The following is a 26965-nucleotide window of genomic DNA, read 5'->3' as shown; positions in this document are numbered from 1 at the left end:
GGGCGTCAGCCGCGGCGGCGGCGCAGTGTGGCGATGCCTCCCAGGGCCAGCGCCAGCAGCGCCTGGGCCAGTGTGGACAGGCCGGGCACGGGGGTGGCCGTGGCGCCGGGCGGCAGGGCCGCAGGCGCGGCCACCGCCACGGGGTCCACGATGACGCCGTTGACGGTCAGGTCGCTGTCTCCCGTCTGCCCGTCGGTGATGTCGAAGCTCACCGAGCGGCGGTCGGGTGCGAAGCGGTAGGCCGACGCGGCCAGCTCATACCAGTGCGCCGTGGGCGTGGCGGCCGTGGGGCCGTACTTCCAGAGCGTGGCCTGGGCGGGTGCGGCTTCAGGCAGGTCCATGCGGATGGTGGCCATGGAGCCTGGCGTGCCGCCCATGAGCACGAAGCTCAGGCTGCCGTAGGGCAGGCGCAGGTTGCCCGGCAGCGGGCTTTGCGAGGGCGCGGGCTGAAAGCCTGCCGAGTTCGAGGCGAACTGCCACTGGTCCGCACCCACATTGCCCGTGCCGTTGCTGACGCCTGCCGTGTTGCTGCCCGTGCCGATCTGCGTGCCGATGGGCGTGGGCTTGCTCAGGGCCAGCACAGCCGGCGCGCTGGCCGTGCCCGATGCCGGCAGGTTGACCGCATGCACGCGGTAGCTCACGGCGGGGTCCAGGCCGGTGAAGGACAGCGTGGCAGCGGTATTGGCCGCGGTGCTGACCGTGTTGCTGGCAGGGGCCGGCAGGCCGGCGGCATCCAGGCCGGCCATGACCTGTTCCCAACTGGGGACGGGCGCATTGGCAGGCAGGGCCACGGCGCGCAGGCTGCCGGCCACGCCGGGCGTGGCCTGGACCACGGCCGATGTCTGGTCCACGGCCTGGGCGGACAGGGCCACGGTGGACAGCGCCGGCACCGCCAGGCTGTCCAGGCGCGCCTTTTTCCAGGCGGCATAGGGCAGGTCCTTGGCCACGGTGCCATCGCCGTAGAAATCGGCATCGCCGCAGTCGCTGATGATGTCCACGCTGCCGCCTGCGTCCAGGCTGGCCGGCATGGCGCCTATGCCTTCGGCCGAGCAGGCGGTATTGGGCACGGTGATGGCGGCCAGGTCGGCAGCGCGCGGGCGCAGGTTCAGGGCCAGGCCTGCGGCGTTCACGCGGCCATCCCAGGAGTAGAGCTGGAAGTTGCGCGGCGCGGTGCCCGTGGCGCTGGCCGAGGGGCCGGCAATGATCAGGTACTCGCCCGCCGCGTTCTTGCGGATTTCGCGGATGCCGCGGCCGCCCAGATCCAGGCGAATCGGCTGGCCCATGGTCGCGCTGCCCTTGCTGCCGCCATCGGCCGCAGGCAGGGCCGCGAAGTTGGTCACGGGCACGATCAGCGCATGCGTGCGGCCCGTGGCTTGGTCGGCCGTGACGGCGGGCGCGCCCGGCGCCGGCACCAGCGGCGCGCGAAAGCCCAGCCAGGCGGCGCCGTTGTCGGGGCTGGTGGACATGCCTTCGATGGAAAAGCCGCTCATTGTCTCGGCCTCGGGCGCCTTGGTGGCGCCGCCGTCCGAGCTGGCCACCAGGCCCAGGTAGTTGGCGGCAAGGCCGTCATGCGCGGCCGCGTCCCAGCTGCGCAGGTCCTCGCGCAGCCAGCGGTAGTAGCCACTGGCGGCCAGAGCCGTGGAGGCGCCGGAGCCGGTCACATCCATCGCCGCCAGGCGCCAGCGGTCGGTGCGCGACTTGCCGCTCTTGTTGTTGGAGTGCGAGCCCGCCACGTACACGCGGCTGCCCAGGGCAAAGCTGGCCTCGATGTCCATTTCCTCGTCGCTCTTGCAACTGTCCAGGCCCGTGAGGCCGGGGGCGGCGCAGGCGGCGGCATCGGCCAGGCCCAGGGCGGTCTTGTCCAGCATCAGCGGCTTGATGGGCAGCCCGCCGGCCGGACCATAGGCCGAGAAGGAGTTGCCGGCCGGCAGCGCATTGCCCGAGGCATCCTGGGCGGGCGCCTCGTCGTCGCCCACCAGCATGGTGGCGGCATCGATGACGATGGCCGTCGATGCGTCCGAGCGCCCGGCCAGCCAGCGCGGGCTGGTGTTGGCTGCGGTGTTGGCCGAGGCCGCGTACTTGATGGTGCGGCTGACGGAGGCGCCGCCCGCGTTGGTCAGCGTGACGGTGATGTCGGCATAGCCCACGCCGGTGGGCGTGATCTTGAGCACGGCGTTGCCACCGCTTTGCGTCGCCACCAGGCCGTTGGCGGCGACCACGGCGAGATTGCTGGACGTGGCGCTGACCGTGGCGGCCGGATCGCTGACGGTGAAGGACAGGCCCGTGCCCGCGAGGACATCGCTGGCATCGCCGACCACGCCCGAGTACGCGGTCAGCGCGGGCAGGGAAGTCGTCGGGGGCGGGCTGGTGGTGACGGGCGCGGAAACGCCGGCCGCCCCGCCGCCGAGGCTGTTCACCGCACGCACGCGCACCTGGTGGCTGCCGGCCGCCAGGCCGTCCACGGTCTGGCTGGTGCCGAACACCGCCAGGCTGTGCGACACGGTGGTGAAGCCGTCGCTGGACAGTTCGACCAGGTAGTAGGACGCGCCGCTCACGCTGGCCCACTGCGCCTGCACGCTGTTGCCCGAGGCGCTGGCATTCACGCTCGCAGGGGCTGCGGGCACGGTAGCCGGCGGGGACACTTCGGGTGCCCAGGCCAGGCCGTACAGCACGCCGTCGATGCCCGACGCCAGCGGCTGCGGCGTGCCCGCCAGCGTGCCGGTGCGGCCCGAGGCATCGAACAGGCGATACAACTGCCCGTCGGAGCCGGTGGCCAGCAGCATGACCGCGCCCTGGCCCAGATGCACGGCTGCCAGGCCATGGGCGCCTGCCAGCGGCGCCGAGCCCCGGGCCACCCAGGTGCCCGCTTCCAGCGTGTACTTGCGCACCGTGCCGGTGCCATCGTTGTTGGCGGCCACGTAGAGCGTGTCTGCGCCCGGCGTGCCATCGAGATCGAGGAAGGCCAGGCCGCGCAGGTTGTTGCCCGCCAGGCCCGGCAGCGCGCTGACTGCGGGCGTGCCTGTCGTGGGCAGCCCGGTTCCGATCCTGTTGAGCGTGTCGCCGCTGGCAAAGGCCGCGTAGAGCTGGCCATCGGCCATGGTGATGCCCTGGGTGTTCTTGTTGCTCAGCTGGGTGGCGCTGGTGGCATCTTTCTGGACGAACCAGATGCCGCGGTTGGCGCTGGGGCTGCCGCTGCCGCTGGCCCAGGCGCGGCTGCAGTCGTCGCTGACCACGCTGCGAAAGGCATCGCCGACCAGGGCCGTACCGCCCAGCCGCGTGCCATTGCCCACCACACCGTCGGCATCGACAAAGGCCACGCCGCGTGCCGCCGCCGTCTTGGGATCGGCGCCGCCCGGTGCCACCGCATAGCCGGGGACCGTCAGGCACAGGCCGTTGGCCGAGCGGTTGAGCAGGCCTTCCGAGCCCGTGCTGCTGGCCGTCAGCGGCGTTGCACCGCCTGACAGCGGCAGCGATTGCACCAGGGTGCCGTCCACGCGGTACTCGTCCAGATACACAGGCAGGGCGCCCGTGCCGGTGCCCACGCGGTAGGCCACCAGGTTGCCCGGGGTGAACGGCGCGGACCATGCAGCGCCACACAGGGCCAGGCAGGCCGTTGCAATTGCCTTGTGCCGCCAATCCAAAGTATCCATGCGCATGCTCACCATCCCCTGTGTGACAAATCGCGCGACTGTAAAAGGCGGCTGTGACAGCCCGGTGACGGCAGGCCATGCACGACGGCGGCAAGCTGCGATGAAAAAAAAGACGGCTCCCGCGGGGGAGCCGTCTTTGGTTCATTGCGCCGTGAAGCCTGCGCTTTGCTTTTTCTGGTTATGGGCGCCGCATGTCCACGGTGCAGCGGATCAGCGGATCAGCAGCACCGGCACCTGGCTGCCGGCCAGCACCTGGGTGCTGACCGAGCCCATGACCAGGCGGCCCAGCGCGCCATGGCCATGCGTGCCCATGACCAGCAGGTCGAACTTGCCTTCCTCGGCGGCCTTGATGATGGAGTCGGCGACCGGGCCCACCTTGCTCAGGCGCGTGGCCTGCACGCCGTGTTCGGCCAGGTAGCTGCACACGGGGTCCAGCACCTTGGTCGATTCCTCGGCGTAGTACTCGTCCACCACCTCCTTGCCCAGGGCGGCGCGCGCGCGGGCCGGCAGCTGGGGCTGGACGGTGATGGCGCTGTAGCTGTGGGCGGAGCCCAGGATCTCGGGGTGCGAGGTCAGGTAGGCCAGCATCTTCTGGGTGTAGGGGCTGCCATCGACTGCGAGCAGGATGTTCATGAAAGTCCTCCTTTGGTATGGCCCAAGACTAAGCCCAAGCCGGGATGGAGTGCTTGATCCAGGTCAAGCGCGGACCGGCGCATCTGCCACCTCTGCCGCCCCTGCGGTCACGTGCGCCGGCAACTCGATGGTAGAGCGCGGGAAAAAGCCCTCCTGCTCGCCCTTGCGTGCATAGCCCAGCGGGTTGGCCACCACGCGGCAGCGCCAGGCGCTGCCATCGTCGCGCAGGCCCTCGGCCACATAGTCGCTGGGCGAATGCAGGTGGCCGTGCAGCCACAGATCGGCAAAGGGCAGCAGGTCGTCGAGCACATTGCAAAAGCCGGCCGTGCCGGGCACCAGGCCATAGCGCGGATCGGCGCTGCGCAGGCTGGGCGCGAAATGCGTGACGGCCACCGTGGGGCCGTCGAAAGGCCGGGCCAGCGCCTGGCGCAGCCATTGCTGGCAGACCAGCGACTGCTCGCGCATGGGCTCGGCCAGAAAGGGCTCGCCGCCGCGCGTGCCGCCGGTCTTGTGCAGGTAGAAGTTGGCGGCGCGGAAGGCCTTCTCGCGCAGCTTCAGCAGCCGGGTCAGGTCGCTCACGCCTTCGTGCATGGACATGGCGTCGTAGTCGCTCCACAGCGTGGTGCCCACGAAGCGCACGCCGCCCAGCACGGCGGTCTCGCGCTCCAGCCAGACCATGCCCATGCGCTCGCAGGCGGCGCGCAGGCGGGCATGGGCGGCGTCGAAGTCCTGCATGTCGTACTCATGGTTGCCCGGCACGAAGATCACGGGGCAGGGCCAGCCCGCGTACTGGGGCAGGGGAGAGAAACGCTCCAGCCCGAAGTGCTCGCCTTGCAGCAGGCTGCCGCTTTGGTAGGAGCCTATGTCGCCGGCCAGCACCAGCACGTCGGCATCGGGTGCGGGCTCGGCGATGAAATGCGGATGGGCCTCGAGGTGCAGGTCGGACAGCAGCTGGATCTTCATGCGGCCAAGTGTAGAACCTGCGCTGGCGCGCGCCCCCGCAACACGCTCTCAGGTGTGCGGGAAGGTGGCCTCGGCCGAGCGCGTGAGCGTGCGCAGCAGCCAGTCGTAGGCCTGCGGATGCTGGCCGCGCCGGCGCCACAGCGCGTCCACATGCACGGGCTGCACGTCGAAGGGCAGCTCGCGCAGCACCAGCTTGTCGGCCATGCCGGTCACGGGCACGAAGTGGCGCGGCAATATGGTCAGCAGGTTGGAGTTCATGACCACGCGCCCGGCCGTGAAGAACTGGTTGACGGTGAGCACCACCTGGCGCGTGCGGCCCAGCGAGGCCAGGGCCTCGTCGATGAAACCGAAGGAGCGGCCCGAGAAGCTCACCAGCATGTGGCGCGCCGCGCAGTAGTTGTCCAGCGTCAGCGGCACATCGGCCAGGGGATGGCCCTGGCGCATCACGCACAGGTACTCGCCTTCGTACAGGCGCCGGCTGTCGAAGGCCACCAGGGCGCCCGACTGCGCGCGCGCCGTCAGGTCGGCCAGCGCGGCGGGGAAGTAGCCCACGGCCATGTCGGCCTCGCCGGCCTCCAGCAGGCCGCGCGGGTCGCGCGTGGTCAGCGGCAGCACGCGGATGCCCACGCCGGGCGCCTCGCGCTCCAGCAGGCTGAACATGGGCGGGATCAGCGTGGCGGCCGTGGCGTCGGCCATGGCCAGCACAAAGGTGGCGGTGGCGGTGGAAGGATGGAATTCGCCCGGCGTCAGCGTGTCCTGCAGCTGCTGCAGCGCCTCCCGGATCACGGGCCACAGCGCCAGCGCGCGCGGCGTGGGCTCCACGCCCTGGCCCTGGCGCACCAGGAGCTCGTCGCCCAGGGCCTCGCGCAGGCGGCGCAGGGCGTTGCTCACGGCCGGCTGGGTGATGGCCAGCTTGTGTGCCGCCCGCGTCAGGCTGCGCTCTGCCATCACCTCGTCGAAGACGCGCAGCAGGTTCAGATCCAGTGTGCGGAAGTTCAGGGCAGACATGGCGGCGGGCGCTGAGTCATCACTGGCGTGAATGCTACAGATTCAAGATATAAATTTGAAGAGCTCTAGGGTAAACCCTATAGTTACACCTAGTCGCCCGCCACGCCGTCAAAAGCGGCTATTTAACTGGGTTTATCTGCCATGAGCAACTTCATTTACAACTCCTACTGTGTCGAGCACCCTGGTGTGGTGCATGTCTATCAAGCCGCCGATGACCGCAAGAGCGCTGCCAAGCGTTTCTCCGGCAAGCGTGGCGCCAGCGCCCTGCTGCTCGCTGCCCTGGTGGCCGCGCTGATGGTGGTGGTCAACGAGGTCGCCCACAACTGGACCGACGGCCACATGCTGGGCGCCTGGGTGGTGCTGTGGGTCGCCGCCTTCATGGGCTTGGCCCTGTTCTCCGCTCCCGCCCGCCGCGCTGCCATCATGGCCCGCGCCGGCTACCGCGCCTGGACCGAGAGCCGCCAGCAGGCCGCTGCCGACGAGCGCATCTGGAATGCCGCCCTGCAGGATGCCCGCCTGATGGCCGACCTGGCCCGCGCCATGGATCGTCAAGGCAACTGATCTCTGCCTGGGGCGCCTTTCGGCGCTCCTCCAAAAAAGCCGCTGCCCACAAGGCGCGGCTTTTTTGTTGTCTGGGGGGCGTCGTTGAAACGCCACAAAAAAGCCTCGCACTGCGAGGCTTTTTCCATGGGCTGGCGCCGGATCAGGCCGCCAAGCGCTTTTCCAGTTCGGCCTTGGTCACCAGCAGCTCTTGAGGCAGCTTGTGGGCCAGCTTGTCGAAGTGCTCGGTGTGCAGCTGCATTTCCTCGGCCCAGGCGGCCTTGTCGATGCTGGTCACGCTGGCGAACTGGTCGGCGGAGAAGTCCAGGCCGGTCCAGTTGATCTCGGCGTACTGGGGCGCAATGCCGAAGGCGGTCTGCTCGCCCTGTGCCTGGCCTTCGAGGCGGTCGATCATCCACTTCAGGACGCGCATGTTCTCGCCGTAGCCGGGCCAGACGAACTTGCCGTCGGCGTTCTTGCGGAACCAGTTGGTGGTGAAGATCTTGGGCAGGACGGCGCCCTGGCCTTCGATCTTGGCGCCCAGCGTGAGCCAGTGCTGGAAGTAGTCGCTCATGTTGTAGCCGGCAAACGGCAGCATGGCGAAGGGGTCGCGGCGCACCACGCCCTGGGCGCCGAAGGCGGCGGCGGTGGTTTCCGAACCCATGGTGGCGGCCATGTAGACGCCTTCGGTCCAGTTGCGGGCCTCGGTCACCAGCGGCACGGTGGTGGAGCGGCGGCCGCCGAAGATGATGGCGTCGATCTTCACACCCTTGGGATCGTCCCAGGCTTCGTCCAGCGCGGGGTTGTTGGTCGCGGCCACGGTGAAGCGGGCGTTGGGGTGGGCGGCCTTGGCGCCGGTTTCGCGGGCAATCTGGGGCGTCCAGTCCTTGCCTTGCCAGTCGATCAGGTGATCGGGCTGCTTGCCGGTGTCCTTGTCCATGCCTTCCCACCACACGTCGTTGTCATCGGTCAGCGCGACGTTCGTGAAGATCACGTTCTTGTCGAGGCTGGCCATGCAGTTGGGGTTGGTGTGGTAGTTCGTGCCCGGAGCCACGCCGAAGTAGCCAGCTTCGGGGTTGATGGCGCGCAGCGAGCCGTCGGCCTGGGGCTTGATCCAGGCGATGTCGTCGCCGATGGTGGTGACCTTCCAGCCTTCGAAGACCTTGGGCGGCACCAGCATCGAGAAATTGGTCTTGCCGCAGGCGCTGGGGAAGGCCGCAGCCACGTGGTACTTCTTGCCCTGGGGGTTGGTCACGCCCAGGATGAGCATGTGCTCGGCCAGCCAGCCCTGGTCGCGGCCCATGGTGGAGGCGATGCGCAGCGCAAAGCACTTCTTGCCCAGCAGGGCGTTGCCGCCGTAGCCCGAGCCATAGCTCCAGATCTCGCGCGTCTCGGGGTAGTGGACGATGTACTTGGTCTTGTTGCAGGGCCAGCTGGTCTGGTCCTTCTCGCCTTCGGCCAGGGGCGCGCCCACGGTGTGCACGCAGGGAACGAACTCGCCTTCCACGCCGATCACGTCATACACGGCACGGCCCATGCGGGTCATGATCTTCATGTTGACGGCCACATAGGCGCTGTCGGACAGTTCCACGCCCACGTGGGCGATGGGCGAGCCCAGCGGGCCCATGGAGAAAGGCACCACATACATGGTGCGGCCGGCCATGCAGCCGTCGAACAGCGGCTGCAGCGTGGCGCGCATCTCGTTCGGGGCCATCCAGTTGTTGGTCGGGCCCGCATCTTCCTTGTTGGCCGAGCAGATGTAGGTGCGGTCCTCGACGCGCGCCACGTCGGACGGGTCGGACCAGGCCAGGTAGCTGCCGGGGCGCTTGACGGGATCGAGCTTCTTGAAGGTGCCGGCATCGACGAGCTGCTGGCACAGCTGCTCGTACTCTTCCTGGGAGCCGTCGCACCAATGGATCTTGGCGGGCTTGCACAGTGCGGCCATCTCGGCCACCCAGGCGATCAGTCGGCTGTTCTTGACGTAGGCAGGGGCCTGGATGTTCAGGCCTTGCATGACGGGTGCGTTCATCGCGGAGCTTCCTTCAATTGAAAAAACCAGTTTTTCAAAGGGGACGCGCCTGTTGCCGCGCCAACTTTGAGAAACGGGCTCTTGTTCAGTCGGCGCGCGAAGGAAGCTCTTCTCGGGGCGGCGAGGCGGCGCTGGCGGAAGCTGGCGGCGCACCGGCTGGGGATTCGATTCTAGGGAGCGGTCACGAATTTGTCAGCAAACGAATGGCAAAAACTATGCATTCTGTGCATTGAAATATGCAAGATGATCTGTCTTTTTGCCTATGCAATAGGCAAACAAAAAGCCCCGCAAAGCGGGGCTCGGTGCAGGGGGCGAAGGGGCCGTATCAGGCCATGTTGACGGCGATGAAGGCCAGCAGAAACATCATCACGGCGCCCGCCAGGGGCAGGATGACGGGCATGTAGGGGACGATGGCCTCGGTGGCGTCTTCGGGGGGCGACTGCTCGCCGTGGTTCGCTGCGGGATCATGCGACATGCAAAAGCTCCTGGCTGCCAATGGGGATGCCCCATTCTAGGCAGGCCTGCCCGCCGGCGCCTTCGGGGAAAGCCATGACACAGGGGGCCAGGGGCCTGCTAGGGCTCTAGACGGCGTTGACCTGCATGCCTTCGGCCTGCAGGGCAGCGATGACCTCTTCGATGTGGGCCTTGTTGCGGGTCTGCAGCACCAGCTCGATTTCCACGCTCTGCGCGGCCAGCATGGTGAAGGCGCGCTGGTGGTGGACTTCCTCGATATTGGCCCCCGCCGCCGCCACCGTGGCCGTGATGCGCGCCAGCACGCCGGGCACGTCGCGCGCGCTGACCTTGATGCGCGCCAGCCGCCCGGAGCGCACCATGCCTCGCCCGATGATGGCCGCCAGCAGCAGCGGATCGATGTTGCCGCCCGACAGGATCAGCCCCACCTTCTTGCCCGCGAAGTGCTGCGGATGGCGCAGCAGCGCGGCCAGGCCCGCGGCGCCCGCACCCTCGACCAGGGTCTTCTCGATCTCCAGCAGCATGAGCACGGCCTGCTCGATGTCGCCTTCATCGACCAGCAGCATGTCGTCCACCAGGCGCGATACGACTTCCTGCGTGATCGCGCCGGGCTGGGTGACGGCAATGCCCTCGGCGATGGTCGAGGTGCCCATGGGCAGCCCGGCCTGGCGCACGGCATTGAACATGGACGGAAAGCGCTGGGTCTGCACGCCGATGATCTCGATGTCCGGGTTCAGCCCCTTGGCAGCCGTGGCCACGCCCGCGATCAGGCCGCCGCCGCCGATGGCCACGATGAGCTGGTCCAGGTCGGGCTGCTCGGCCAGCATCTCCAGCGCCAGCGTGCCCTGGCCCGCCGCGATCTGCTCGTCGTCATAGGGGTGGACGAAGCACAGGCCCTGCTGCTCGGCCAGCGTGTAGGCATGCTGGCGCGCCTCGGCCAGGGAGTCGCCGTGCAGCACGATCTCGGCGCCGAAGCCGCGCGTGCGCTCCACCTTCACGCCCGGCGTGAAGCGCGGCATGACGATGACGGCACGCACGCCCAGGCGCTGCGCGTGGTAGGCCACGCCCTGGGCATGGTTGCCGGCGCTCATGGCGACCACGCCGCGTGCGCGCTCCTCGGGCGAGAGCTGGGCCAGCTTGTTGAGGGCGCCGCGTTCCTTGAACGAGGCCGTGAACTGCAGGTTCTCGAACTTGAGATAGACCTGCGCTCCCGTGATCTGGGACAGCGTGCGCGATTCCACGCAGGGCGTTTCGAGCACGGCGCCGCGCAGGCGGTCGGCGGCGTTCTGGATGTCTTGGAGGCTGAGCATCACGCATTGTGGCGCACGGCGGCCCGGGCGCGCGGCAGGGCACGCCATGGATTCCCCGCAGAAAGCGCCGCACCGGCGCGATCCATAAAATGAGAATCATTCTTGTCTTTGGGGCGCACGCCGCTCCGGCTGGCCATGGCTCTTTCCTCTGTCCAAACACCTGCACGCCCTCCGCGCTGGCTGGGGCGGGGCACGCTGCGTGCCTGCGACTTCAGCGGTCCCGACTACCGCATTCTCGATGCCGAGGTCACGGCCGAGGACGCGCTGCTGGCCGGGCACCTGCAGTCCTGGCAGGTCCAGCCCGGCCTGTGGCTGCATGGCGTGGAGGCGCGCGACCTGCGCACCATGAGCACGCGTTCGCCGGCCGTGCCGGGGCTGCATCTGGTCGTGCTGCTGGAGGGCTGCGTGGACGTGGCCTTCGGCAGCCAGGGCCTGCAGATGCAGGTGGCGCCCGCCAGCCCGGCCGGTGCCCATGTGCAGGCCTGCGGCGCCGTCATCCATTCGCGGCCCGGCGACATGTTCATGCGGCATTGGCGGCGCGGCAAGTTCGAGCGCAAGCTCAGCATCACCGTGCAGCCGCAATGGTTTGCCGCCCAGGCCCTGCCCATGGTCGCGCCACCGCTGCTGCGGCACTGGATGGAGCAGCAGTTGCTGGCCATACAGCCCTGGCAGCCATCGCCGCGCGCCGTGGCGGTGGCCGAGCAGATCATCCAGCTGGCGCGCGAAGGCTCTGCGCCCCTGCTGCTGGCCAGCCGCACGCTGGAGCTGGTGCACGAGGCCGTGCAGGCGCTGGACGCGCCCGAGCCCGATCCGGCGCAGACCGTGCCGGGCGTGCTGGGCGTGCGCGAACACCGGCGCATGGCGCGCCTCAAGGCCTTGCTGGACAGCGGCGGCGACGGCTGCCGCCCTCTGGCCGAGATCGCGCGCGAGGTCGGCCTGAGCGCCAGCGCCCTGCAGCGCCAGTTCCGCCTGGCCTACGGATCGAGCATCGACGGGTACCGGCGCGAGCAGCGGCTGGAACGCGCCTGGGCCGCGCTGGAGCAGACGGGCTGCAGCGTCTCCGAGGTCGCGCATGCGGCCGGCTATTCCAGCGCCGCCAATTTCTCCACGGCCTTCAAGCGCCGCTTCGGCATCTCTCCCAAGCTGGTGCGCGCCAGGCTCTGAGGGCCAGGGCCGCCGTATGGGCTTATGGGCTTATGGGCTTATGGGCGCGCTGCGCAAACGTCGGCGGGGCTGGCGCAAACCCCGCGGGCGCCGGGCGATGCTGCAATCACCGAACGAAAGGACATTCGTCAATGACACAGCTGCAGGCACGCACTTCGGTGCGCATGGACAGGGCCGAGGAGGCCATCGCCGCCATCGTCGGGCACATGCAGGAGCACGACATCACCGTGCGCCGCGAAGGCGCGCGCTGGGTGGCCGACTACGAAGGCGGCCGGGGACAGCTGTGGCTGGAGGGCGGGCAGGTCCATGCGGAGGTGGCGGCACCCGGCGTGGAGCTGCTGCAGGACATGAAGCTCATGCTGGCCCACCTGCTGCTGGAGGCCACGGGCGCCGCCGACGGCTCCCTGGCCTGGGAGGGTGATGGCGCCGCGCTGCAGCGCCCGCCGGCCTTCCGCGAGCTGCGGGTGCTGGCCGTGCGCGACCTCACGCCGCACATGCGGCGCGTGCGCTTTGCCTGTGACGACATGGCGCGCTATGCGCAGGACACCAACATCCACGTCAAGCTGCTGTTCCCCCAGCCCGGCGTGGCCGAGCCCCAATGGCCCACGTTGTCGGCCAGCGGCCTGCTGCGCCTGCCCGAGGGTGACGGACGCCTGGACATGCGCACGTACACCATGCGTGCGATGGGTGTGGATGGCGTGGACAGCGAGGCGGGCGGCTCCCATGGATGGATGGACGTGGACTTCGTGCTGCACGAGGACGCCGGCCCCGGGTCAGCCTGGGCCGCGCGCGCCCAGCCGGGCCAGCGCATCGGCATGACCGGCCCCGGCGGGCGCACGGCCACCCCGGCCGACTGGATGCTGCTGGCCGGCGACGACACCGGCCTGCCGGCCATGCTGCGCATTGCGGCCTCCCTGCCCGCGCACACGCGCGGCCATGTGTTTGCCGAGGTCCAGGGTCCGCAGGACGAGCAGCCCGTGCAGGCGCCCGCAGGCCTGCAATGGCACTGGCTGCACCGCGGCGCTGCCGAGGCCGGCACCACCACGCTGCTGATCGACGCGCTGCGCGCCGTGGAATGGCCCGTGCCTTCGCCCGGGGCCTCCCCCTCCAGCCGCTTTGTCTGGGCCGCTGGCGAGTTCGACACCGCCCAGGCCGTGCGCCAGTGGGCGCGCGAGGAGCGCGGTCTGGAAAAGCACGAGCAGCTGGTCGTGGCCTATTGGCGGCGCGGCATGAGCGAGTCGGATTTCAAGGCCGCAAAGTAGGCCGGGAAGCAGGCCACGCAGGGGGCCGGCGCCTCAGGTGGCGCTGCGCTCCTGACGCAGCAGGAATTTCTGCAGCTTGCCTGTGGGCGTGCGCGGCAGGCTGGCCGCAAAGACGAATTCACGCGGGATCTTGTAGCGCGCCAGCCTGTCGGCCAGGAACTGCTGCAGTGCCTCGGCCTGCGGCGCGGCCTCGCCGCGCGTCACCACGTGGGCGACGACGGTCTCGCCCCATTCGGCGTGGGGCCTGCCCACGACGGCGACATCGGCGACCTGGGGATGGGCCGACAGCGCGTCCTCCACCTCCTTGGAATACACGTTCTCGCCACCCGTGATGACCATGTCCTTGGTCCGGTCCACGATGAAGAGATAGCCCGCGTCGTCCAGGCGCGCAAGATCGCCCGTGCGGTACCAGCCGCCGGGCGCGAAGGCGGCAGCCGTGGCCTGGGCGTCGTGCAGGTAGCCGTCCATCACGCTGCCGGTGCGCAGCCAGATCTCGCCGGTGTCGCCCGGGCCGGCATCCTCGCCGTCGTCGCGCACCACGCGCATGTCCACGCCGGGCAGGGCCACGCGGCCGATGGAGCCGGCCCGCTCCACCTGCTCCTCGGGGTAGAGCGTGGTGCCCGTGGGGCCTGTCTCGGTCATGCCGTAGACCTGGTAGAAGCGGTCGCTGCGGTAGGCCGTGGCCAGCTTGCGCGCCATGTCGGCGCCGATGGGGCCGCCGCCGTAGACCCAGGCGCGCACGCTGCTCAGGTCGTAGCGGGCAAAGTCGGGCAGCATCTGCAGCGGCGCAAAGTAGGAGACGGGGGCGCCGAAGTACAGCGTCACGCCCTCGTCCTGCACGGCCTGCAGGAAATGCTGCGGGTGGTACTCGCGCAGCAGCACCACGGTGCCGCCCATGTACAGCGTGCCGCCGAACCAGTTGTTGAGCGGCGAGGAATGCCAGATGGGCATGGCCATCAGCGTGCGTTCCTCGCGCGTGATGGACAGGCCCAGCGCGGCCGTGATCGCCGCCAGCGTGACGGCGCGGTGGCTCAGCAGGCAGCCCTTGGGCCGGCCCGTGGTGCCGGAGGTGTAGAGCACCTGGGCGATGTCGCCATCGGCGGGCCGCGTGCCTTCCATGGGCCTGGCGGCCGCCACCAGCGTGTCCCAGTCCTGGACACCCGGGACGGCCTCTTGCGCCTCGGTCACAAGGCGGGCGCAGGGGTGCTGCGCGGCGGCGACCACGGGCGCGAGTGCTGCGTCAAACACCAGGGCCTTGCACTGCGCGTGGTCGAGGATGTACTGCAGCTCGGGCGCCTGCAGCTTGTGGTTGACGGGCACCAGCGCGGCGCCCAGGCGCCAGGCGCCGAACAGGGCTTCGACAAAGCCCGGCGTGTTCAGGCACATCAGGGCCACGGTATCGCCCCGGCCCACGCCCTGGGCCTGGAGCACGGCGGCCGCGCGCTGCGAGCGCCGCTGCATGTCGGCATAGCTGATGGAGGCGCCGCGGTCGCGCAGAAAGGCCTTGGCGGGCGTCTTGCGCACGGCGCTGTCGAAGGCGTCGAGCAGGTTCATGTCTTGTCTCCTTATGCTTTGTTGTGTGGTGGGCCGGCGGCCGCTTCAGGCGGGCAGCGCGCGCTGCAGGATGGCGGCGATGTCCAGGCCTGCCGGGTCGAAGGCGCCCGCCACCATGGCGCCCTGCTGCGCGCCCAGGCGCGTGGCGATGAAGCCGTCGGCCATGGCGGGCGGCGCATGGCGGCGCAGCAGGCAGGCCTGGGCCAGCAGCACCAGGTCCTGCACCAGGCGGCGTGCCTGGGCCTCGAGCTGGTCAGGCGGGCCGGACAGGCGCCGTGCCAGCGATTGCGCCTGCTGCAGCAGCGCGGGCTCGCCCGCTGCCGTGTCGATCAGGTCCTGCAGCAGCAGCTGTGCGCCGTCGGGCTCGCGCGAGATGGCACGCAGCACGTCCAGGCACATGACGTTGCCCGAGCCTTCCCAGATCGAGTTCACGGGCGCCTCGCGGAACAGGCGCGCCATCACGCCCGTGTCCACGTAGCCGTTGCCGCCCAGCACCTCCATGGCCTCGCCCGTCAGCTCCACGCCGCGCTTGCAGACCCAGAACTTGGCCGCTGGCGTCATGATGCGCTTCCAGGCCCGCTCCAGCGGATCGCCCTCGTCGCCTCCACGCTCATAGGCCTGGGCCAGGCGCATGGCGATCTGCAGCGCGGCCTCGCTTTCCAGCGCCAGATCGGCCAGCACGGTGCGCATCAGCGGCTGCTCGGCCAGCTGCTTGCCGAAGACGCTGCGCCGGCGCGCATAGGCCAGGGCCTGCACCGTGGCCGAGCGCAGGATGGCGGCGCTGCCCAGCACGCAGTTCAGGCGGGTGTAGGTGGCCATCTCGATGATGGTGGGAATGCCCCGGCCTTCCTCGCCCATCAGGATGCCCCAGGCGTCCTCGAACTCGACCTCGCTGCTGGAGTTGCTGCGGTTGCCCACCTTGTCCTTCAGGCGCTGCACGCGCACGGCATTCCTGCTGCCGTCCGGGCGCCAGCGCGGTACGTAGAAGCAGGCCTGCCCACCGTGGTTCCCCTCGTTCGTGCCCATGCGCGCCACCACCAGGTGGGCATCGCACATGGGTGCCGAGAAGAACCACTTGTGGCCGCGCAACAGGTACTCGCCGCCACGCCCGCCGGCGTGCACCGGCATGGCCACCGTCGTGTTGGCGCGCACGTCGGAGCCGCCCTGCTTCTCGGTCATGCCCATGCCCAGCCACATCGATGCCTTGTCGGCCACGGGCAGGTCGCGCGGATCGTATTCGTGGCTGAACAGCTTGCCCTGCAGCTGCTGCCACAGCGCCGGTTCCTTTTGCAGCAGCGGGATGGCGGCCGTGGTCATGGTGGCCGGGCACAGCGTGCCCTGTTCGACCTGGCCGTGCAGGTAAAAACCTGCGGCCCAGGCGCTCCAGCGGCCCGCGCTGCTGTCCTCGAAGGGCAGGGAGATCAGCCCCTGCTGCCGGTATAGTCCCAGCAGCGTGTGCCAGCTCGGGTGGAACTCCACGGCGTCGATGATGCGGCCGCGCGCGTCGAAGCGGTGCAGCTCGGGCGTGTGGCGGTTGGCCTGCTCGGCCAGCTCCCAGGTGGCGCGCTCGCCCAGCTGCTGCGCATAGCGCGACAGCGAAGGAATGTGGCGCGCAGCGCCGTTGCGCCGAAGGGCCTCGGCCAGGGCAGGGTCGGCCTCCAGCAGGTTGAAGTCGGTGAGTTCGTCGACCTGGTTCAGGACGTCGTGCGTGTTCCAGGTGTGCCCTGTCTGCAAAGTCTGGCCGGTGCTCATGCGTGTCTCCGTGATCGTTGGTCTCAACGCAAAAGTCTAGGAAAAATGCCCAGCAAAGGTGTTCGGGTTTCACGGCAGCAGCCGCAGCCGCCCAAAGTGCGGCGCCGCCCCCTGCAATCGCGCGCGCAGGCCACGTCGCAGGCGCTGCAGGACGCCTTTGTTCGGCTTGTGATCGAGCAGGGCTACGAGCGCACCACGGTGCGCGAGGTGGCCGCCGTGGCCGGCGTGGGCCTGGGCACCTTCTATGAATACTTCGGCAACATGGACACGCTGGCGGCCATGTGCATCCACCGCCAGGTGCAGGCCCTGCACGCCCAGGGGCTGCAAACGCTGCAGGACAGTGCCGGCATGCCGCTGGCCACGCGCGTGGACCGCCTGCTGGACACCCTGGTCGACGGCATTGCGCGCGAGGCGCCGATGTGGGCCGCGCTGTTCATGCTGGAGCGCAAGGTGTCCGCGCCCGAGCCCTTCCGCCGCCACTACCAGGCCTATGTACAGCTGTGGGGCACGGCATTGCAGGACTGCGATCCGCCACTGCCCGCGCCGGCCCAGCCCCTGGCACGGCTGCTGCACACGCTGACCTATGGCTGGGTGTCGCAGTCGCTGCTGGCGCTGGGGCCGCAGCAGGCGCTTCAGCAGCTGCGCGCGCCGCTGGGCTGGGCCATCCATGCGCTGCTGCGCGAGGCGCAGGCTCCGTCCGCGTAGCGGCCCCCGCAGCGGCCCCCGGCGGCCTCCAGCGGCGCGGGATCAGACGCGCGGAAAGCGCAGCGTGAAGCGGGCACCGCCCTGCTCGGAGTCGTCGGCCTCCACGCTGCCGCCCTGGGAGACGGTCAGTGCCTTGACGATGGACAGGCCCAGGCCCGAGCCCTCGCGGCGGCGCTTGCCGGGCACCTGGGCAAAGCGCTGGAAGGGGTGGGCGCGCAGCTCGCTGGGCAGGCCGGGACCGGCATCGCTGATGCGCAGCACGGCCCAGGCACGGCCTTCGATATCGGATTCCACCGTCAGCGCCACGCCCAGCCATGCGCCGCTGGCCGCATGGCGGATGGCGTTGCTGACGAGGTTGGAGAGGATCTGGCGCATGCGGTCGGCGTCGGCACGGATGTCGGCCATGCCGATGTCACTGGGCGCGGGCAGGTGCATCTCCAGCTGCATGCCATGCTGCAGGAGCTGGGGGTGCAGGTGGTCCAGCGTCTCGGCCACGAGTTCGGCCAGGTCCAGGCGCTGCTTTTGCAGCGACAGCTGGCCGGCATCGGCCATGGACAGCGTGTGCAGGTCGCCGACCAGCCGGCCCAGGTGCTCGACCTGGAACAGCAGCGTATTCAGCTCGGTGTCGTCTGCGGCGATGACGCCGTCGCAGATGGCATGCAGGCGCGCCTGCAGCACGGTCAGCGGCGTGCGCAGCTCGTGCGAGATCGAGGCCGCCGTGGCGCGGCGCTCGGCCTCCAGCGTCTCCAGCGAATCGATCATGCGGTTGAAGGCCACCACCATCTCGGCCATCTCGCCATGGGCCTTGCCGGGCAGGGCGCGCGCGCTGAAGTCGCCCAGCTCCACGCGCTTGGCCACCTCGACCATGGACGCCAGGGGCCGCGTCACCAGGCGCGAGACCCAGAAGCCCACAGCCAGCCCGAAGGGCAGGCACACCAGCAGGCCGATGACCAGGGACCATTTCTCGCCGAACAGCAGATCGCCCGTCCAGTACTGGCCGTAGATCTGCATGGCGCGCGGGCTGTCTTCCAGCGACTGCGCGTTGAGTTCGTCCAGCTCGATCTGCACGGCCGGCGGCAGGCTGCTGTAGAAGTCGCGGTACTGGATCTCCGAGAACACCAGCACGCCGATGGCCAGCAGGGCAATGGTGCTGAGCACGGTGGCCGTAATCCACAGGCCGAAGCGTACCCAGATGCGGTTGGGTCTCAGTCCCAGGGCCATAGCCGGTAGCCAATGCCGCGCACGGTCTCGATCAGGCCTTCCTGGCCGGCCAGCTGCAGCTTGCGGCGCAGCTTGGACAGATGGGAGTCGATGACGCGCTCCAGCGCATCGCTCTCGGGCAGGCAGTGCTCGATCAGGTGGGAGCGCGAGAAGCAGCGCCGGGGCTGGGCCGCCAGGCAGGCCAGCAGGCGGAATTCGGTCAGCGTCAGGGGCAGCGGCAGGGCGCGGCCCTCGTTGTCGTAGACCACGGCGCTGTGCGCCTCGGCGTCGATCTCGATGGGGCCCACGCGGATGGGCGCGGGCGCCGGGTTCTTGCGTGCCTGGGTGCGGCGCAGCACGGCGCGCACGCGGGCCACGACCTCGGGCGGGTTGAAGGGCTTGACCACGTAGTCGTCGGCGCCCAGGCGCAGGGCCAGCAGCTTGTCCACATCGTCGGCCAGCGCCGTGACCATGATCACGGGCGTCTGGCTGTCATCGCGGATGGCGCGCAGCACGTCGATGCCGTCCATGCCGGGAAGGTGGATGTCCAGCAGCACCAGGTCGGGCCGCAGCAGGCGGAACAGCTGCAGCGCCTCCTGTCCGTCCGAGGCCATGCGCGAACGCAGCCCGTCCCGCTCGAGATAGGCCGTCAGGATGCTGGCGATGGCGGGCTCGTCTTCGACGACGAGCACGAGGGGGGTGGTTGCCGTTGGCTGTGCTGTGGAGTTCATGGGAAAGCTGGCAGGGCCAGGCGCACATTATGGTGCGATGCCCTGGATGCCGCCGCCCCTCCATATTGGCTCCACGAAGTCTGCAATCGCGCGCAAGGCTGGCGCTGTTCATTTCCTGCGGACCCATCAGCGGCTATTGGTAGCTCATCGTGAAGGTCGCCCTGCCATAGGCCATGCCAGGTGTCACGCTGCTGGCTGTCTGCACCAGGCGCGCGCTCAGCGGAATCTTCAGGCTGTTCTGCCCCTGTGCGACCTGGCCCGCATTCCATTGGTTGGCATTGCCCAGGCTGCCGGAGTCGGGGCCGAAGCTCACGGGCACGTTGTTTCTCAGTACCTGTATGCCGACACCCCGGGCCTTGGAATTTTGGGCCAGCGTCAGCGTGCTCGATCGGTTGGTGGCCTGGGTGGCATCCGTCAGCGTGATGAAGGCGGTCAGGCGTGTATTGGCTTCGCCTCCCGCGCAGGTCAACTCGATGCTGAAGTCCTTGGCTGCCGTGACGGACCCGATTCCCTTGAAATCGGCGAACGGGGTGGGGGCCATGGTCACGTCGATCTTGCCCGTGGACACCCGGCAGGTCGGTGGCCTGGGGCGGCTGCTGACGTTGACGGTGATGCCACTCGAAAAGAATACCGTGGCCAGCAAGTCACGGGCACTGCTGGTCCCTGAGTAAATTCGTGCGAAGCTGCCATTCAGAAAACCGCCAGAGGTGAGTTCTCCGGTTTTCACGAGCTCGATGGTCATGTTGTTGCTTGGCAGTGAATGGAACATGCCCTGTTTCAGCATGGACCCTGAATAAGGCGCGGCTCTTTCCCACGTGATTCTCATGCCCAGATTGGGGATGGAGGTGGAATATATTCCGCCGCTTTCCGTTCCAATGCCTTCTATGTAATAAAAATCATTGTCACAAGAAATATGGTAGCTGCCGGCGCCGGTATTCTGCAAAGCCATTGTCCTGGAATAGACAACGCTGCCAATCGGATAATTTTCATTGACGATGGTGGGGGTGTTGGCTGAACCTGGAAACTGGGCATTCCAGCCCTGGGAGGAACAACGGGCCCAGGATGAAATAGGGGCCATAAAGAAAATCAAGAGGAGAGGCGTGGCCAATGCATGGCGCAAGATGGCTGTGAAATACATGCTGTGAACTCCAGCCTGGAAGATATGGATCAATGCCTTGGGACAGGTGGCATAGGGCGCGATATCCGGTCAATGTACTGACCTGCATGTGGCCTTGGAATTGGAGCGTTCTGAAAATAAACTCGGAATCATCCGAGTCCACAGTGATCGGGCGGTCCGCAACTGGCTCTCGCCCGGGTTGGGGCAGAGAGGCTCCCGCAAGGCGCTGCGCTCTCCATGTTTCCTCCATAAAGCCTGCAACCTCGCGCAAGCTTGGCCGCGTCCAATGGCTATCCGGGGACATGGTTCCCTGGCCCCGTTTTCCCGGCCCTCCCCTCGATCATCCCCTCCCGCCTGTCCATCCCGTGAACCACGCCGCCGCGACGCATCGCCTCTCCAGCCTGTGCCTGGGCGCCGCCCTGGCGCTGGCCGGTTGCTCCTCGCCGCCTCCGGCGCAGCTTGACGGCTCGGTGCCCACGCAGTGGACGCAGCCCCTGCCCGCCGCCGCGCCGGGTGCACCTGGCTCGGCCGCGGCGCCCGACCTGCAGGGCTGGTGGAAGGCCTGGGGCGACGAATCCCTCAACACCCTGGTCGAGGAGGCGCTGGCCGCCAACCTCGACCTGTCCCAGGCCCAGTCGCGCCTGCGCCAGCAACGGCTGCTGGCCGGCACGGCCGGCTCGGCCTTCCGGCCCGTGTTCACGGCCGGTGCGCGCACGCTGCAGGACATTGCGGCCATCGACTCGTATTTCCACGCCAGCATCGACGTGAGCTGGGACCTGGGCCTGTTCGGCGCCCGCGAGGCCGGCGAGCGCAATGCCGCCGCCTCCGTGCTTGACGCACGGGGCCGCCTGCAGGCGGCCCGCGTGGCCCTGGTGGCCGATGTGGTCCACCGCTATCTGGACATCCGCATGGCCCAGCGCCAGCGCGCCCTGATCGACGAACAGGCACTGCTGGATGCGCGTGCCCTGCAACTGGCACAGGTGCGCCAGCAGCAGCGCCTGGGCACGGCCGAGGCCGTGCACCAGCTGCAACTGCAGGCCGGCCAGAGCGCGGCCTTGCGTGCCAGCCTGCGCGAAACCCAGGCCCGCAGCGCCCACATGCTGGCCGCCTTGCTGGGCCGCACGCGGCCCGATGCGCAGTGGCTGCAGGCCGATGCCAAGGCCCCGCTGCCCGGCCCCCAGGCGCTGGGCGTGGCCGCCCTGCCGGCCGACCTGCTGCGCACGCGCCCCGACATCCAGGTGGCGCAGGCCGCCGTGGAACGCGCGGCGGCCGAGCAGGGCATTGCGCATGCGGCGCTGTATCCGCGCTTCGTGATCGGCGGCTCGCTGCTGTACTCGTTCAACATCACCCAGAACCTGCGTACCACGCAGGACAACGCACCCACCTTCGGGCCGCAGATCGACATTCCCCTGTTCGACTGGGGCCGCCGCCGCTCCCAGGCCGACGCCAGCGAGCTGGCGCTGCAGGCCGCCATCCAGGCCTACCGCCAGAGCGTGCTCGACGGCGTGGCCGAGGTCGAGTCCGCACTGGCCGCGCTGGACGCCCAGCGCGAGCGCATCGCCTCGCTGCAGTCCACCCAGCAGGTGCTGGCCGAGCGCGAGCGCGTGCAGGACCAGCGCCTGAAGCTGGGCCTGGCCAGCGAATTCGGCGGCCTGGCGCCCCGGCGCGCCGCGCTGCAGGCGCGCAGCGAGCAGACCACGGCCCTGGCTGCCCATGCGCTGGCCTATGTGGCGCTGTACAAGGCCCTGGGCGGCGCGCCGCTGCCGGCCGAGGACCAGGACGCTGCCGACAGCGGCATGGCTCCACTGGCTCCGCTCGCACAAGGAGCGCCCTCATGATCGCCCTGGCACGCAAGACGCTGGTGCACGAGTGGCGCCGCTTCATTCCCTCCGTCTTCGCCGTGGGCTTCTCCGGCGTGCTGCTGGCCATGCAGGCCGCACTGGTGCTGGGCATCTTCGGCTCGGCCGCGCTGTATGTGACGGCTTCCTCGGCCGACCTGTGGATCGGCTATCCGGGCACGCAGAGCGTGAACTTCGGGCGCACCATCGGCCGCGATGTGGACATGCGCTTGCGCATGGACCCCGATGTCGCGGCGGTCGAGCCTTATGTCTGGGTGGACGGCGACTGGCGCTCGGACTCGGGGGCCGGCGGCGCGGCGAGCGAGCACGGCGGCGGCGTGTCGGTCTACCTGTCGGGCATTGCCACCGATGACGCCTCCATGCTGTTTTCCCACGTGCTCCAGCCCTGGCAGCGCCAGCGCCTGCGCGAGACCGGCGCCGTGATCGTGGACCGGGCCGACCTGCAGACCCTGGGCACCAGCGAAGGCGGCGTGGCCTGGGTCAACAACCACCGCGTGCAGGTGGTGGCGGCCGTGGACGGCCTGCGTGGCCTGGGCGGCGTGAACGTATTGGCCTCGCTGGCCACGGCCCGCGAGATTGCGGGCGACCCCGGCCAGGGCAGCACCTACTTCGTGGCGCGCGTGCGCCCGGGCGCCTCGGCCAAGGCCGTGAAGCAGCGCCTGAACCAGCCCACACCCAGTTTCGGCCCCTACGAGGCCTGGACGGCCAGGGAATTCGCGCGGCGCTCGCAGCGCTACTGGATGTTCGACACGGGCGCCGGCGCGGGCGTGCTGTTCATGGCCGTCATCGTCTGCCTGGTGGGCTCGGTGGTCACCAGCCAGTCGCTCAAGGCCGTGGTGGCCGCTTCCTCGCGCGAGTACGCCGTGCTCAACGCGCTGGGCGTGAGCCGCGCGGCACTGGGCCGCGTGGTGGTCGAGCAGGCCTGCTGGATCGGCGGCCTGGGCTTTGTGATGGCCGCGCTGGCCAGCGCCGTATTGCTGGCCCTGGCCATGGCCTACCGCGTGCCCGTGGCGCTGAACGCATCGGCCGTGCTGGCCTGCGCCGTGCTGGTGGCCGTGCTGTCCCTGCTGTCGGGCCTGGGCGCCATGCGCAGCCTGCTGCGTGCCGACCCGGCCACGCTGCTGCGCTGAAGACGGCCAGACCCCATGAACGTGATGAATGCCCACTCCCCCGCGCCCACGGCGGCGCCCCGCACGGCACCCAGCCTGGAAGCCGTGCGCCTGTGCAAGTCCTTTCTGTCGGGCATGGTCAGCGTGCAGGTGCTGCAAGGCCTGTCCGTGTCGCTGTACCCGAGCGAGCTGAGCCTGATCTCCGGGCCCTCGGGCTGCGGCAAGAGCACGCTGCTGTCGCTGATGTCGGGCCTGCAGGCGCCCGACAGCGGCCACGCCATGGCGCTGGGCGAGGACCTGGGCAAGCTGGGCACGCGGGCGCTGGAGAAATTCCGCCTGCGCCACACGGGCTTCGTCTTCCAGGGCTTCAACCTGTTCCCCGCGCTGACGGCCATCGAGCAGGTACAGCTGCCCCTGGGCTACATGGGCCTGCGCAGCGACGAGGCCCTGCGCCGCGCGCAGCAGGCGCTGGACGAGGTCGGCCTGTCCCACCGCGCCCACATGCGCCCGGCCGAACTGTCGGGCGGCGAAAAGCAGCGCGTGGCCATCGCGCGCGCCATGGCCAAGGCGCCGCAGCTGCTGTTTGCCGACGAACCCACGAGTGCGCTGGATGCCGAAAGCGGCCAGCGCGTCATCGACATCCTGCACCGCGCGGCGCGCAACCATGGCACGACCGTGCTGTGCGTGAGCCATGACCCGCGCCTGGTGCGCCATGCCGACCGCGTGCTCGGCATGGAGGACGGCGCCATCCGCAGCGACTGGCGCCAGACCTCCCCGTTGAAGGAAAAAGAATGAAGTACCCCCTGAGCGGCCTTGCCGCGTCCACTGCCGGTCTGGCTGCGGCGCTGGCCGCCGCCGCGCTGCTGGCGGGCTGCGGTCCTTCGCACGATGCGCCTGCCAATGCCGGCCAGGCCAGCGCCAAGGCGCAGCAAAACGGCCCGGCGGCCGTGGCCGTGGCGCGCGGCAAGATCGAGGTGGAAGGCGGCCTGCTGGACCTGTCGCCTGCCGTGGCCGGCGTGGTGCAGCAGCTGTCCGTCAAGGAAGGCCAGTCCGTGCAGCGCGGCCAGTTGCTGCTGAGGCTGGCCGACGATACGGGCCAGGCCGATCTGGCCGTGGCCGAGTCCGAGGCCCAGCTGGCCAAGGCCCGCCAGAAGGCACGCGCCGCGCGCCTGCCCCAGCTCAAGCAGACCCTGTCGCGCTGGCAGGCCGCAGCGCGCGAGGGCGCCGCCGATGCGCAGAACGTGGACGAGGCCGCGCAGGCGCTGCGCGATGCCCAGGCCGAGATCGACGTGGCCGCGGCCGAGGCCCAGGTGGCACAGCGCAAGCTCGAACAATTGCGCGCCCAGCACAAGCGCCAGGAACTGCGTGCGCCCGAGGCCGGCACCGTGGTGCGCCTGGCCACCCATGCGGGCAGCCAGGCCGTGCCCGGCACGCCGGCCGTGGTGTTGCTGCCGCAGCGCCCGCTGCAGGTGCGCGCCGAAATCAACGAAAGCTTCGCCGCTGCCGTGCGCGAAGGCATGCGGGCCACGGTGACGCTGGACGCCGATGGCGCCGCACAGCAGCAGCTGCCTTCGGCACGCGTGCTGCGCATCAGCCCCGTCTATGGCACGGCGCGGCTGCAGGACGACCAGCAGCGCGGGCCGGTGCGTGTCATCGAGTGCGTGCTGGTCTTCGAGCAAGCTCCCGCCGCCGCCGTGCGCGTGGGTCAAAACGTAAGGGTGCAGTTTCATGAATAAGCGCATTCCCCTGTATCTGGACACCGCCGCCCCCGGCTGGATGGTGCAAAGCGACTTCGACGGCACGATCAGCCTGCTGGACGTGACCGACACCCTGCTCAACCGCTTCGGCAAGCCCGGCTGGCAGGAACTGGAAGACGCCTGGGAGCGCGGCGAGATCGGCTCGCGCGAATGCATGAAGGGTCAGGTCGCGCTGCTGGACATGGACGAGGCCGAGCTGCGCGCCCACCTGGACACCATCGAGATCGACCCCGGCTTTGCCGGCTTCGTGGCGGCCGCCCAGGCCCACGGCATGGTGGTGCAGGTGGTCAGCGACGGCATCGACTACGCCATACGCCATGTGCTGGAGCGCCATGGCCTGGGCCATCTGCAGGTCATCGCCAACCGCCTGGTGCAGACCGGCGAGCGCAACTGGCGCCTGGACTCTCCCTGGGCCAGCGCGCAGTGCGCACGCGCCAGCGGCAACTGCAAGTGCGAGCGCCTGGCCGAGCAGCAGGCCCTGAACGGCCGCGTGCTCTACGTGGGCGACAGCACCTCGGACTTCTGCGTCTCGGGCCGGGCCGACTTCGTGCTGGCCAAGTACAAGCTCATCGCCCACTGCGAGAGCCGGGGCATCGCCCATGCGCCCTTCGAGCATTTCGAGCAGGCCACGGCCCTCCTCGACAAGGTCGTCCTGGGCCTGGAGGCGCTGGCATGACATACCACCCCCTGAGTCGCTTCGCGCCTTCCCGTTGCACGGCGCCCCCCAAGGGGGACGACACCTTCGGTGCGGGGCGGCGCGGCCGGCCAAGGCCCTTCCTTGGTGTCTCTGGCCTCAGGGCACGCCAGTTTCATGGTCAGAGGGCGACGCGCAGCGTCATGGAAAATTGACATGAATTTGAGTGATGGGCTCTCCTTGGTTCAGCGCAGCGAGCCTGCCACGGGGCTGGACAGCGTCTGCGTGACCGAGCATGAATTCGTCATGCCCGGCACGGGCGCGGCCGCGCGTACCGGCGTGCTGCTGGTGCACGGGCTCACGGGCACGCCGGCCGAGATGCGCCTGCTGGCCAAGGGGCTGAACAAGCAGGGCTTCACCGTCTATGCGGTCCAGCTGGCCGGCCATTGCGGCAGCATGGAAGATCTCGTGGACACGCGCTGGACCGACTGGCTGGCCAGCGTGGAGGCCGGGCTGCAGCGACTGTCGCAGCACATGGACCATGTGGTGGTCGGCGGCCTGTCCATGGGCGCCGTGCTCTCCCTGGCCGTGGCCCAGCGCCACCCCGACAAGGTGGACGGCGTCTGCGCCCTGTCCACCACCTTCCGCTACGACGGCTGGAGCATTCCCTTCTACACGCGCCTGGCCTTTTTGCTGCCGCTGTTCCGCGCGCTGGGCATTGGCCGCCACAGCGTGTTCATGGAGCAGCCGCCCTACGGCATCAAGGACGAGGCGCTGCGCGCACGCGTGGTCGAGCAGATGCACTCGGGCGACAGCGCGGCGGCCGGCCTGCCGGGCAATCCCTGGTGGTCCATCATCGAGCTGCGCCGCCTCTCGGCCCATGTGCTGGCGCGCCTGCCCCAGCTGCGCTCGCCCTGCCTGGTCATCCATGCGCGCAACGACGACATCTCGTCGGTGGCCAACGCCCATGACATCGTGCATGGCGCCAGCCAGGCCCATGTCGAGCTGGTGCTGCTGGACAACAGCTACCACATGGTCACCATCGACCGCGACCGCCGCACCGTGATCGCGCGCACCACCGAGTTCGTGGCGCGCATCGCCAGCGGTGCCGCCCCCCGCGAGGTGCGGGCTGCGGAGGCCGCACGGCATGGGCAGTGATCTCTCGCCGCTGGTCATCACGCTGTGGGTGCTGAACGTGCTGGTGGACAGCGGGGGGCAACTGGCCTTCAAGGCCGCCGCCAGCCAGCCCGGTGACCTCGACGGCCTGGCGCGCTGGCGCTTCATGGCCTCCAGGCCCTGGCTGTGGCTGGGCGTGGGCTGCTACGTGGCCGAGTTCGTGCTGTGGCTGGCCTTTCTCTCGCTGGTGCCGCTGTCCGAAGGCGTGCTGCTGGGCTCCATCAACATCGTGGCCATCATGATCGCGGGCCGGCTGCTGTTTGCCGAGAAGCTGGCACCCATGCGGGTCGCCGGAATTGTCCTCGTGTCCATAGGCGTCGCCATCGTGGGCCTCCATTGAA

Annotated in this window: 23 protein-coding genes; 11 read left to right on the top strand and 12 right to left on the bottom strand. The window is 69.4% G+C overall.

Annotated features, from left to right (window positions below; genetic code table 11):
- Positions 1–5: 5 nt before the first annotated feature.
- The 4 genes from DA1_RS06805 to DA1_RS06790 all read right to left on the bottom strand — a co-directional run bounded on the left by DA1_RS06805 (position 6) and on the right by DA1_RS06790 (position 6254).
- Positions 6–3650, bottom strand: coding sequence for a DUF3616 domain-containing protein (locus DA1_RS06805; protein WP_230590949.1), 3645 nt, complete (start codon positions 3648–3650; stop codon positions 6–8).
- Positions 3651–3860: 210 nt separating this feature from the next.
- Positions 3861–4283: a universal stress protein gene (locus tag DA1_RS06800; protein WP_012202049.1), complete on the bottom strand. Its 423-nt coding sequence runs from the start codon at positions 4281–4283 to the stop codon at positions 3861–3863.
- Positions 4284–4346: 63 nt separating this feature from the next.
- Entirely contained in the window at positions 4347–5246 is a 900-nt protein-coding gene (locus DA1_RS06795; protein WP_034397578.1) for a metallophosphoesterase, read from the bottom strand.
- A gap of 48 nt (positions 5247–5294) precedes the next feature.
- Positions 5295–6254: a LysR family transcriptional regulator gene (locus DA1_RS06790; RefSeq protein ID WP_012202051.1), complete on the bottom strand. Its 960-nt coding sequence runs from the start codon at positions 6252–6254 to the stop codon at positions 5295–5297.
- A 141-nt stretch (positions 6255–6395) separates the two neighbouring features.
- On the opposite strand from DA1_RS06790, the gene DA1_RS06785 reads away from it, so the two are divergent.
- Positions 6396–6815 carry a hypothetical protein gene (locus tag DA1_RS06785; RefSeq protein WP_034397580.1) on the top strand — a complete coding sequence of 140 codons (420 nt, stop codon included), beginning with the start codon at positions 6396–6398 and terminating at the stop codon, positions 6813–6815.
- A 142-nt stretch (positions 6816–6957) separates the two neighbouring features.
- Here DA1_RS06785 and DA1_RS06780 read toward each other — a convergent pair whose 3' ends face one another.
- The 3 genes from DA1_RS06780 to DA1_RS06775 all read right to left on the bottom strand — a co-directional run bounded on the left by DA1_RS06780 (position 6958) and on the right by DA1_RS06775 (position 10604).
- Positions 6958–8823 carry a phosphoenolpyruvate carboxykinase (GTP) gene (locus DA1_RS06780; RefSeq protein ID WP_034397581.1) on the bottom strand — a complete coding sequence of 622 codons (1866 nt, stop codon included), beginning with the start codon at positions 8821–8823 and terminating at the stop codon, positions 6958–6960.
- A 325-nt stretch (positions 8824–9148) separates the two neighbouring features.
- Positions 9149–9298, bottom strand: a complete 150-nt coding sequence (locus DA1_RS31025; protein ID WP_013800017.1) for a hypothetical protein — start codon at positions 9296–9298, stop codon at positions 9149–9151.
- A gap of 106 nt (positions 9299–9404) precedes the next feature.
- Positions 9405–10604 carry a threonine ammonia-lyase gene (locus DA1_RS06775; protein ID WP_034397582.1) on the bottom strand — a complete coding sequence of 400 codons (1200 nt, stop codon included), beginning with the start codon at positions 10602–10604 and terminating at the stop codon, positions 9405–9407.
- Between the two features lie 135 nt (positions 10605–10739).
- Between DA1_RS06775 and DA1_RS06770 the strand changes: the two genes are divergently transcribed.
- Complete coding sequence (locus tag DA1_RS06770) at positions 10740–11768, top strand: helix-turn-helix transcriptional regulator (protein WP_034397583.1); 1029 nt, start codon at positions 10740–10742, stop codon at positions 11766–11768.
- Between the two features lie 131 nt (positions 11769–11899).
- Positions 11900–13030 (top strand): siderophore-interacting protein, encoded by a 1131-nt coding sequence (locus DA1_RS06765; RefSeq protein ID WP_034397584.1) that lies wholly within the window; start codon positions 11900–11902, stop codon positions 13028–13030.
- 33 nt (positions 13031–13063) lie between these two features.
- Here DA1_RS06765 and DA1_RS06760 read toward each other — a convergent pair whose 3' ends face one another.
- Together DA1_RS06760 and DA1_RS06755 are read right to left on the bottom strand one after the other, a co-directional pair.
- On the bottom strand, positions 13064–14584 hold the full coding sequence (locus tag DA1_RS06760; protein WP_034397585.1) for a class I adenylate-forming enzyme family protein: 1521 nt from the start codon (positions 14582–14584) through the stop codon (positions 13064–13066).
- A gap of 45 nt (positions 14585–14629) precedes the next feature.
- The gene (locus DA1_RS06755) at positions 14630–16336 is read right to left on the bottom strand and encodes an acyl-CoA dehydrogenase family protein (protein ID WP_034397586.1); all 1707 of its coding nucleotides are present in this window, start codon (positions 16334–16336) and stop codon (positions 14630–14632) included.
- Positions 16337–16381: 45 nt separating this feature from the next.
- Here DA1_RS06755 and DA1_RS06750 point away from each other — a divergent pair, with 45 nt between their 5' ends.
- A complete protein-coding gene (locus tag DA1_RS06750) occupies positions 16382–17041 on the top strand; it encodes a TetR/AcrR family transcriptional regulator (protein WP_034397587.1) in 660 nt (219 codons plus the stop codon).
- A gap of 42 nt (positions 17042–17083) precedes the next feature.
- On the opposite strand, the gene DA1_RS06745 is transcribed toward DA1_RS06750, so the two are convergent.
- The 3 genes from DA1_RS06745 to DA1_RS06735 all read right to left on the bottom strand — a co-directional run bounded on the left by DA1_RS06745 (position 17084) and on the right by DA1_RS06735 (position 20110).
- Complete coding sequence (locus tag DA1_RS06745) at positions 17084–18262, bottom strand: sensor histidine kinase (protein ID WP_012202061.1); 1179 nt, start codon at positions 18260–18262, stop codon at positions 17084–17086.
- Positions 18247–18972 carry a response regulator gene (locus DA1_RS06740; RefSeq protein ID WP_012202062.1) on the bottom strand — a complete coding sequence of 242 codons (726 nt, stop codon included), beginning with the start codon at positions 18970–18972 and terminating at the stop codon, positions 18247–18249. Before DA1_RS06740 ends, DA1_RS06745 begins: the two co-directional genes overlap by 16 nt.
- 133 nt (positions 18973–19105) lie before the next feature.
- Positions 19106–20110, bottom strand: a complete 1005-nt coding sequence (locus DA1_RS06735; protein ID WP_034397589.1) for a fimbrial protein — start codon at positions 20108–20110, stop codon at positions 19106–19108.
- Between the two features lie 344 nt (positions 20111–20454).
- Here DA1_RS06735 and DA1_RS06730 point away from each other — a divergent pair, with 344 nt between their 5' ends.
- From DA1_RS06730 to DA1_RS06700, 7 genes are all read left to right on the top strand, one after another.
- Positions 20455–21927, top strand: coding sequence for an efflux transporter outer membrane subunit (locus DA1_RS06730; RefSeq protein WP_034397591.1), 1473 nt, complete (start codon positions 20455–20457; stop codon positions 21925–21927).
- On the top strand, positions 21924–23078 hold the full coding sequence (locus DA1_RS06725; RefSeq protein WP_034397592.1) for an ABC transporter permease: 1155 nt from the start codon (positions 21924–21926) through the stop codon (positions 23076–23078). The genes DA1_RS06730 and DA1_RS06725 overlap by 4 nt, the downstream gene beginning before the upstream one ends.
- Before the next feature lie 15 nt (positions 23079–23093).
- Complete coding sequence (locus tag DA1_RS06720) at positions 23094–23852, top strand: ABC transporter ATP-binding protein (RefSeq protein WP_013800028.1); 759 nt, start codon at positions 23094–23096, stop codon at positions 23850–23852.
- Positions 23849–24793, top strand: a complete 945-nt coding sequence (locus DA1_RS06715; RefSeq protein WP_034397595.1) for an HlyD family secretion protein — start codon at positions 23849–23851, stop codon at positions 24791–24793. The genes DA1_RS06720 and DA1_RS06715 overlap by 4 nt, the downstream gene beginning before the upstream one ends.
- Positions 24786–25490, top strand: coding sequence for an MtnX-like HAD-IB family phosphatase (locus DA1_RS06710; RefSeq protein WP_034397598.1), 705 nt, complete (start codon positions 24786–24788; stop codon positions 25488–25490). Before DA1_RS06715 ends, DA1_RS06710 begins: the two co-directional genes overlap by 8 nt.
- Before the next feature lie 174 nt (positions 25491–25664).
- Positions 25665–26606 (top strand): alpha/beta hydrolase, encoded by a 942-nt coding sequence (locus tag DA1_RS06705; protein WP_034397601.1) that lies wholly within the window; start codon positions 25665–25667, stop codon positions 26604–26606.
- Positions 26596–26964, top strand: coding sequence for a DMT family transporter (locus tag DA1_RS06700; protein ID WP_012202070.1), 369 nt, complete (start codon positions 26596–26598; stop codon positions 26962–26964). Before DA1_RS06705 ends, DA1_RS06700 begins: the two co-directional genes overlap by 11 nt.
- Position 26965: the final 1 nt, after the last annotated feature.

Source organism: Delftia acidovorans NBRC 14950, assembly GCF_001598795.1.
Lineage (GTDB): Bacteria > Pseudomonadota > Gammaproteobacteria > Burkholderiales > Burkholderiaceae_C > Comamonas > Comamonas acidovorans.
This window is presented reverse-complemented; position numbering and strand designations above follow the sequence as displayed.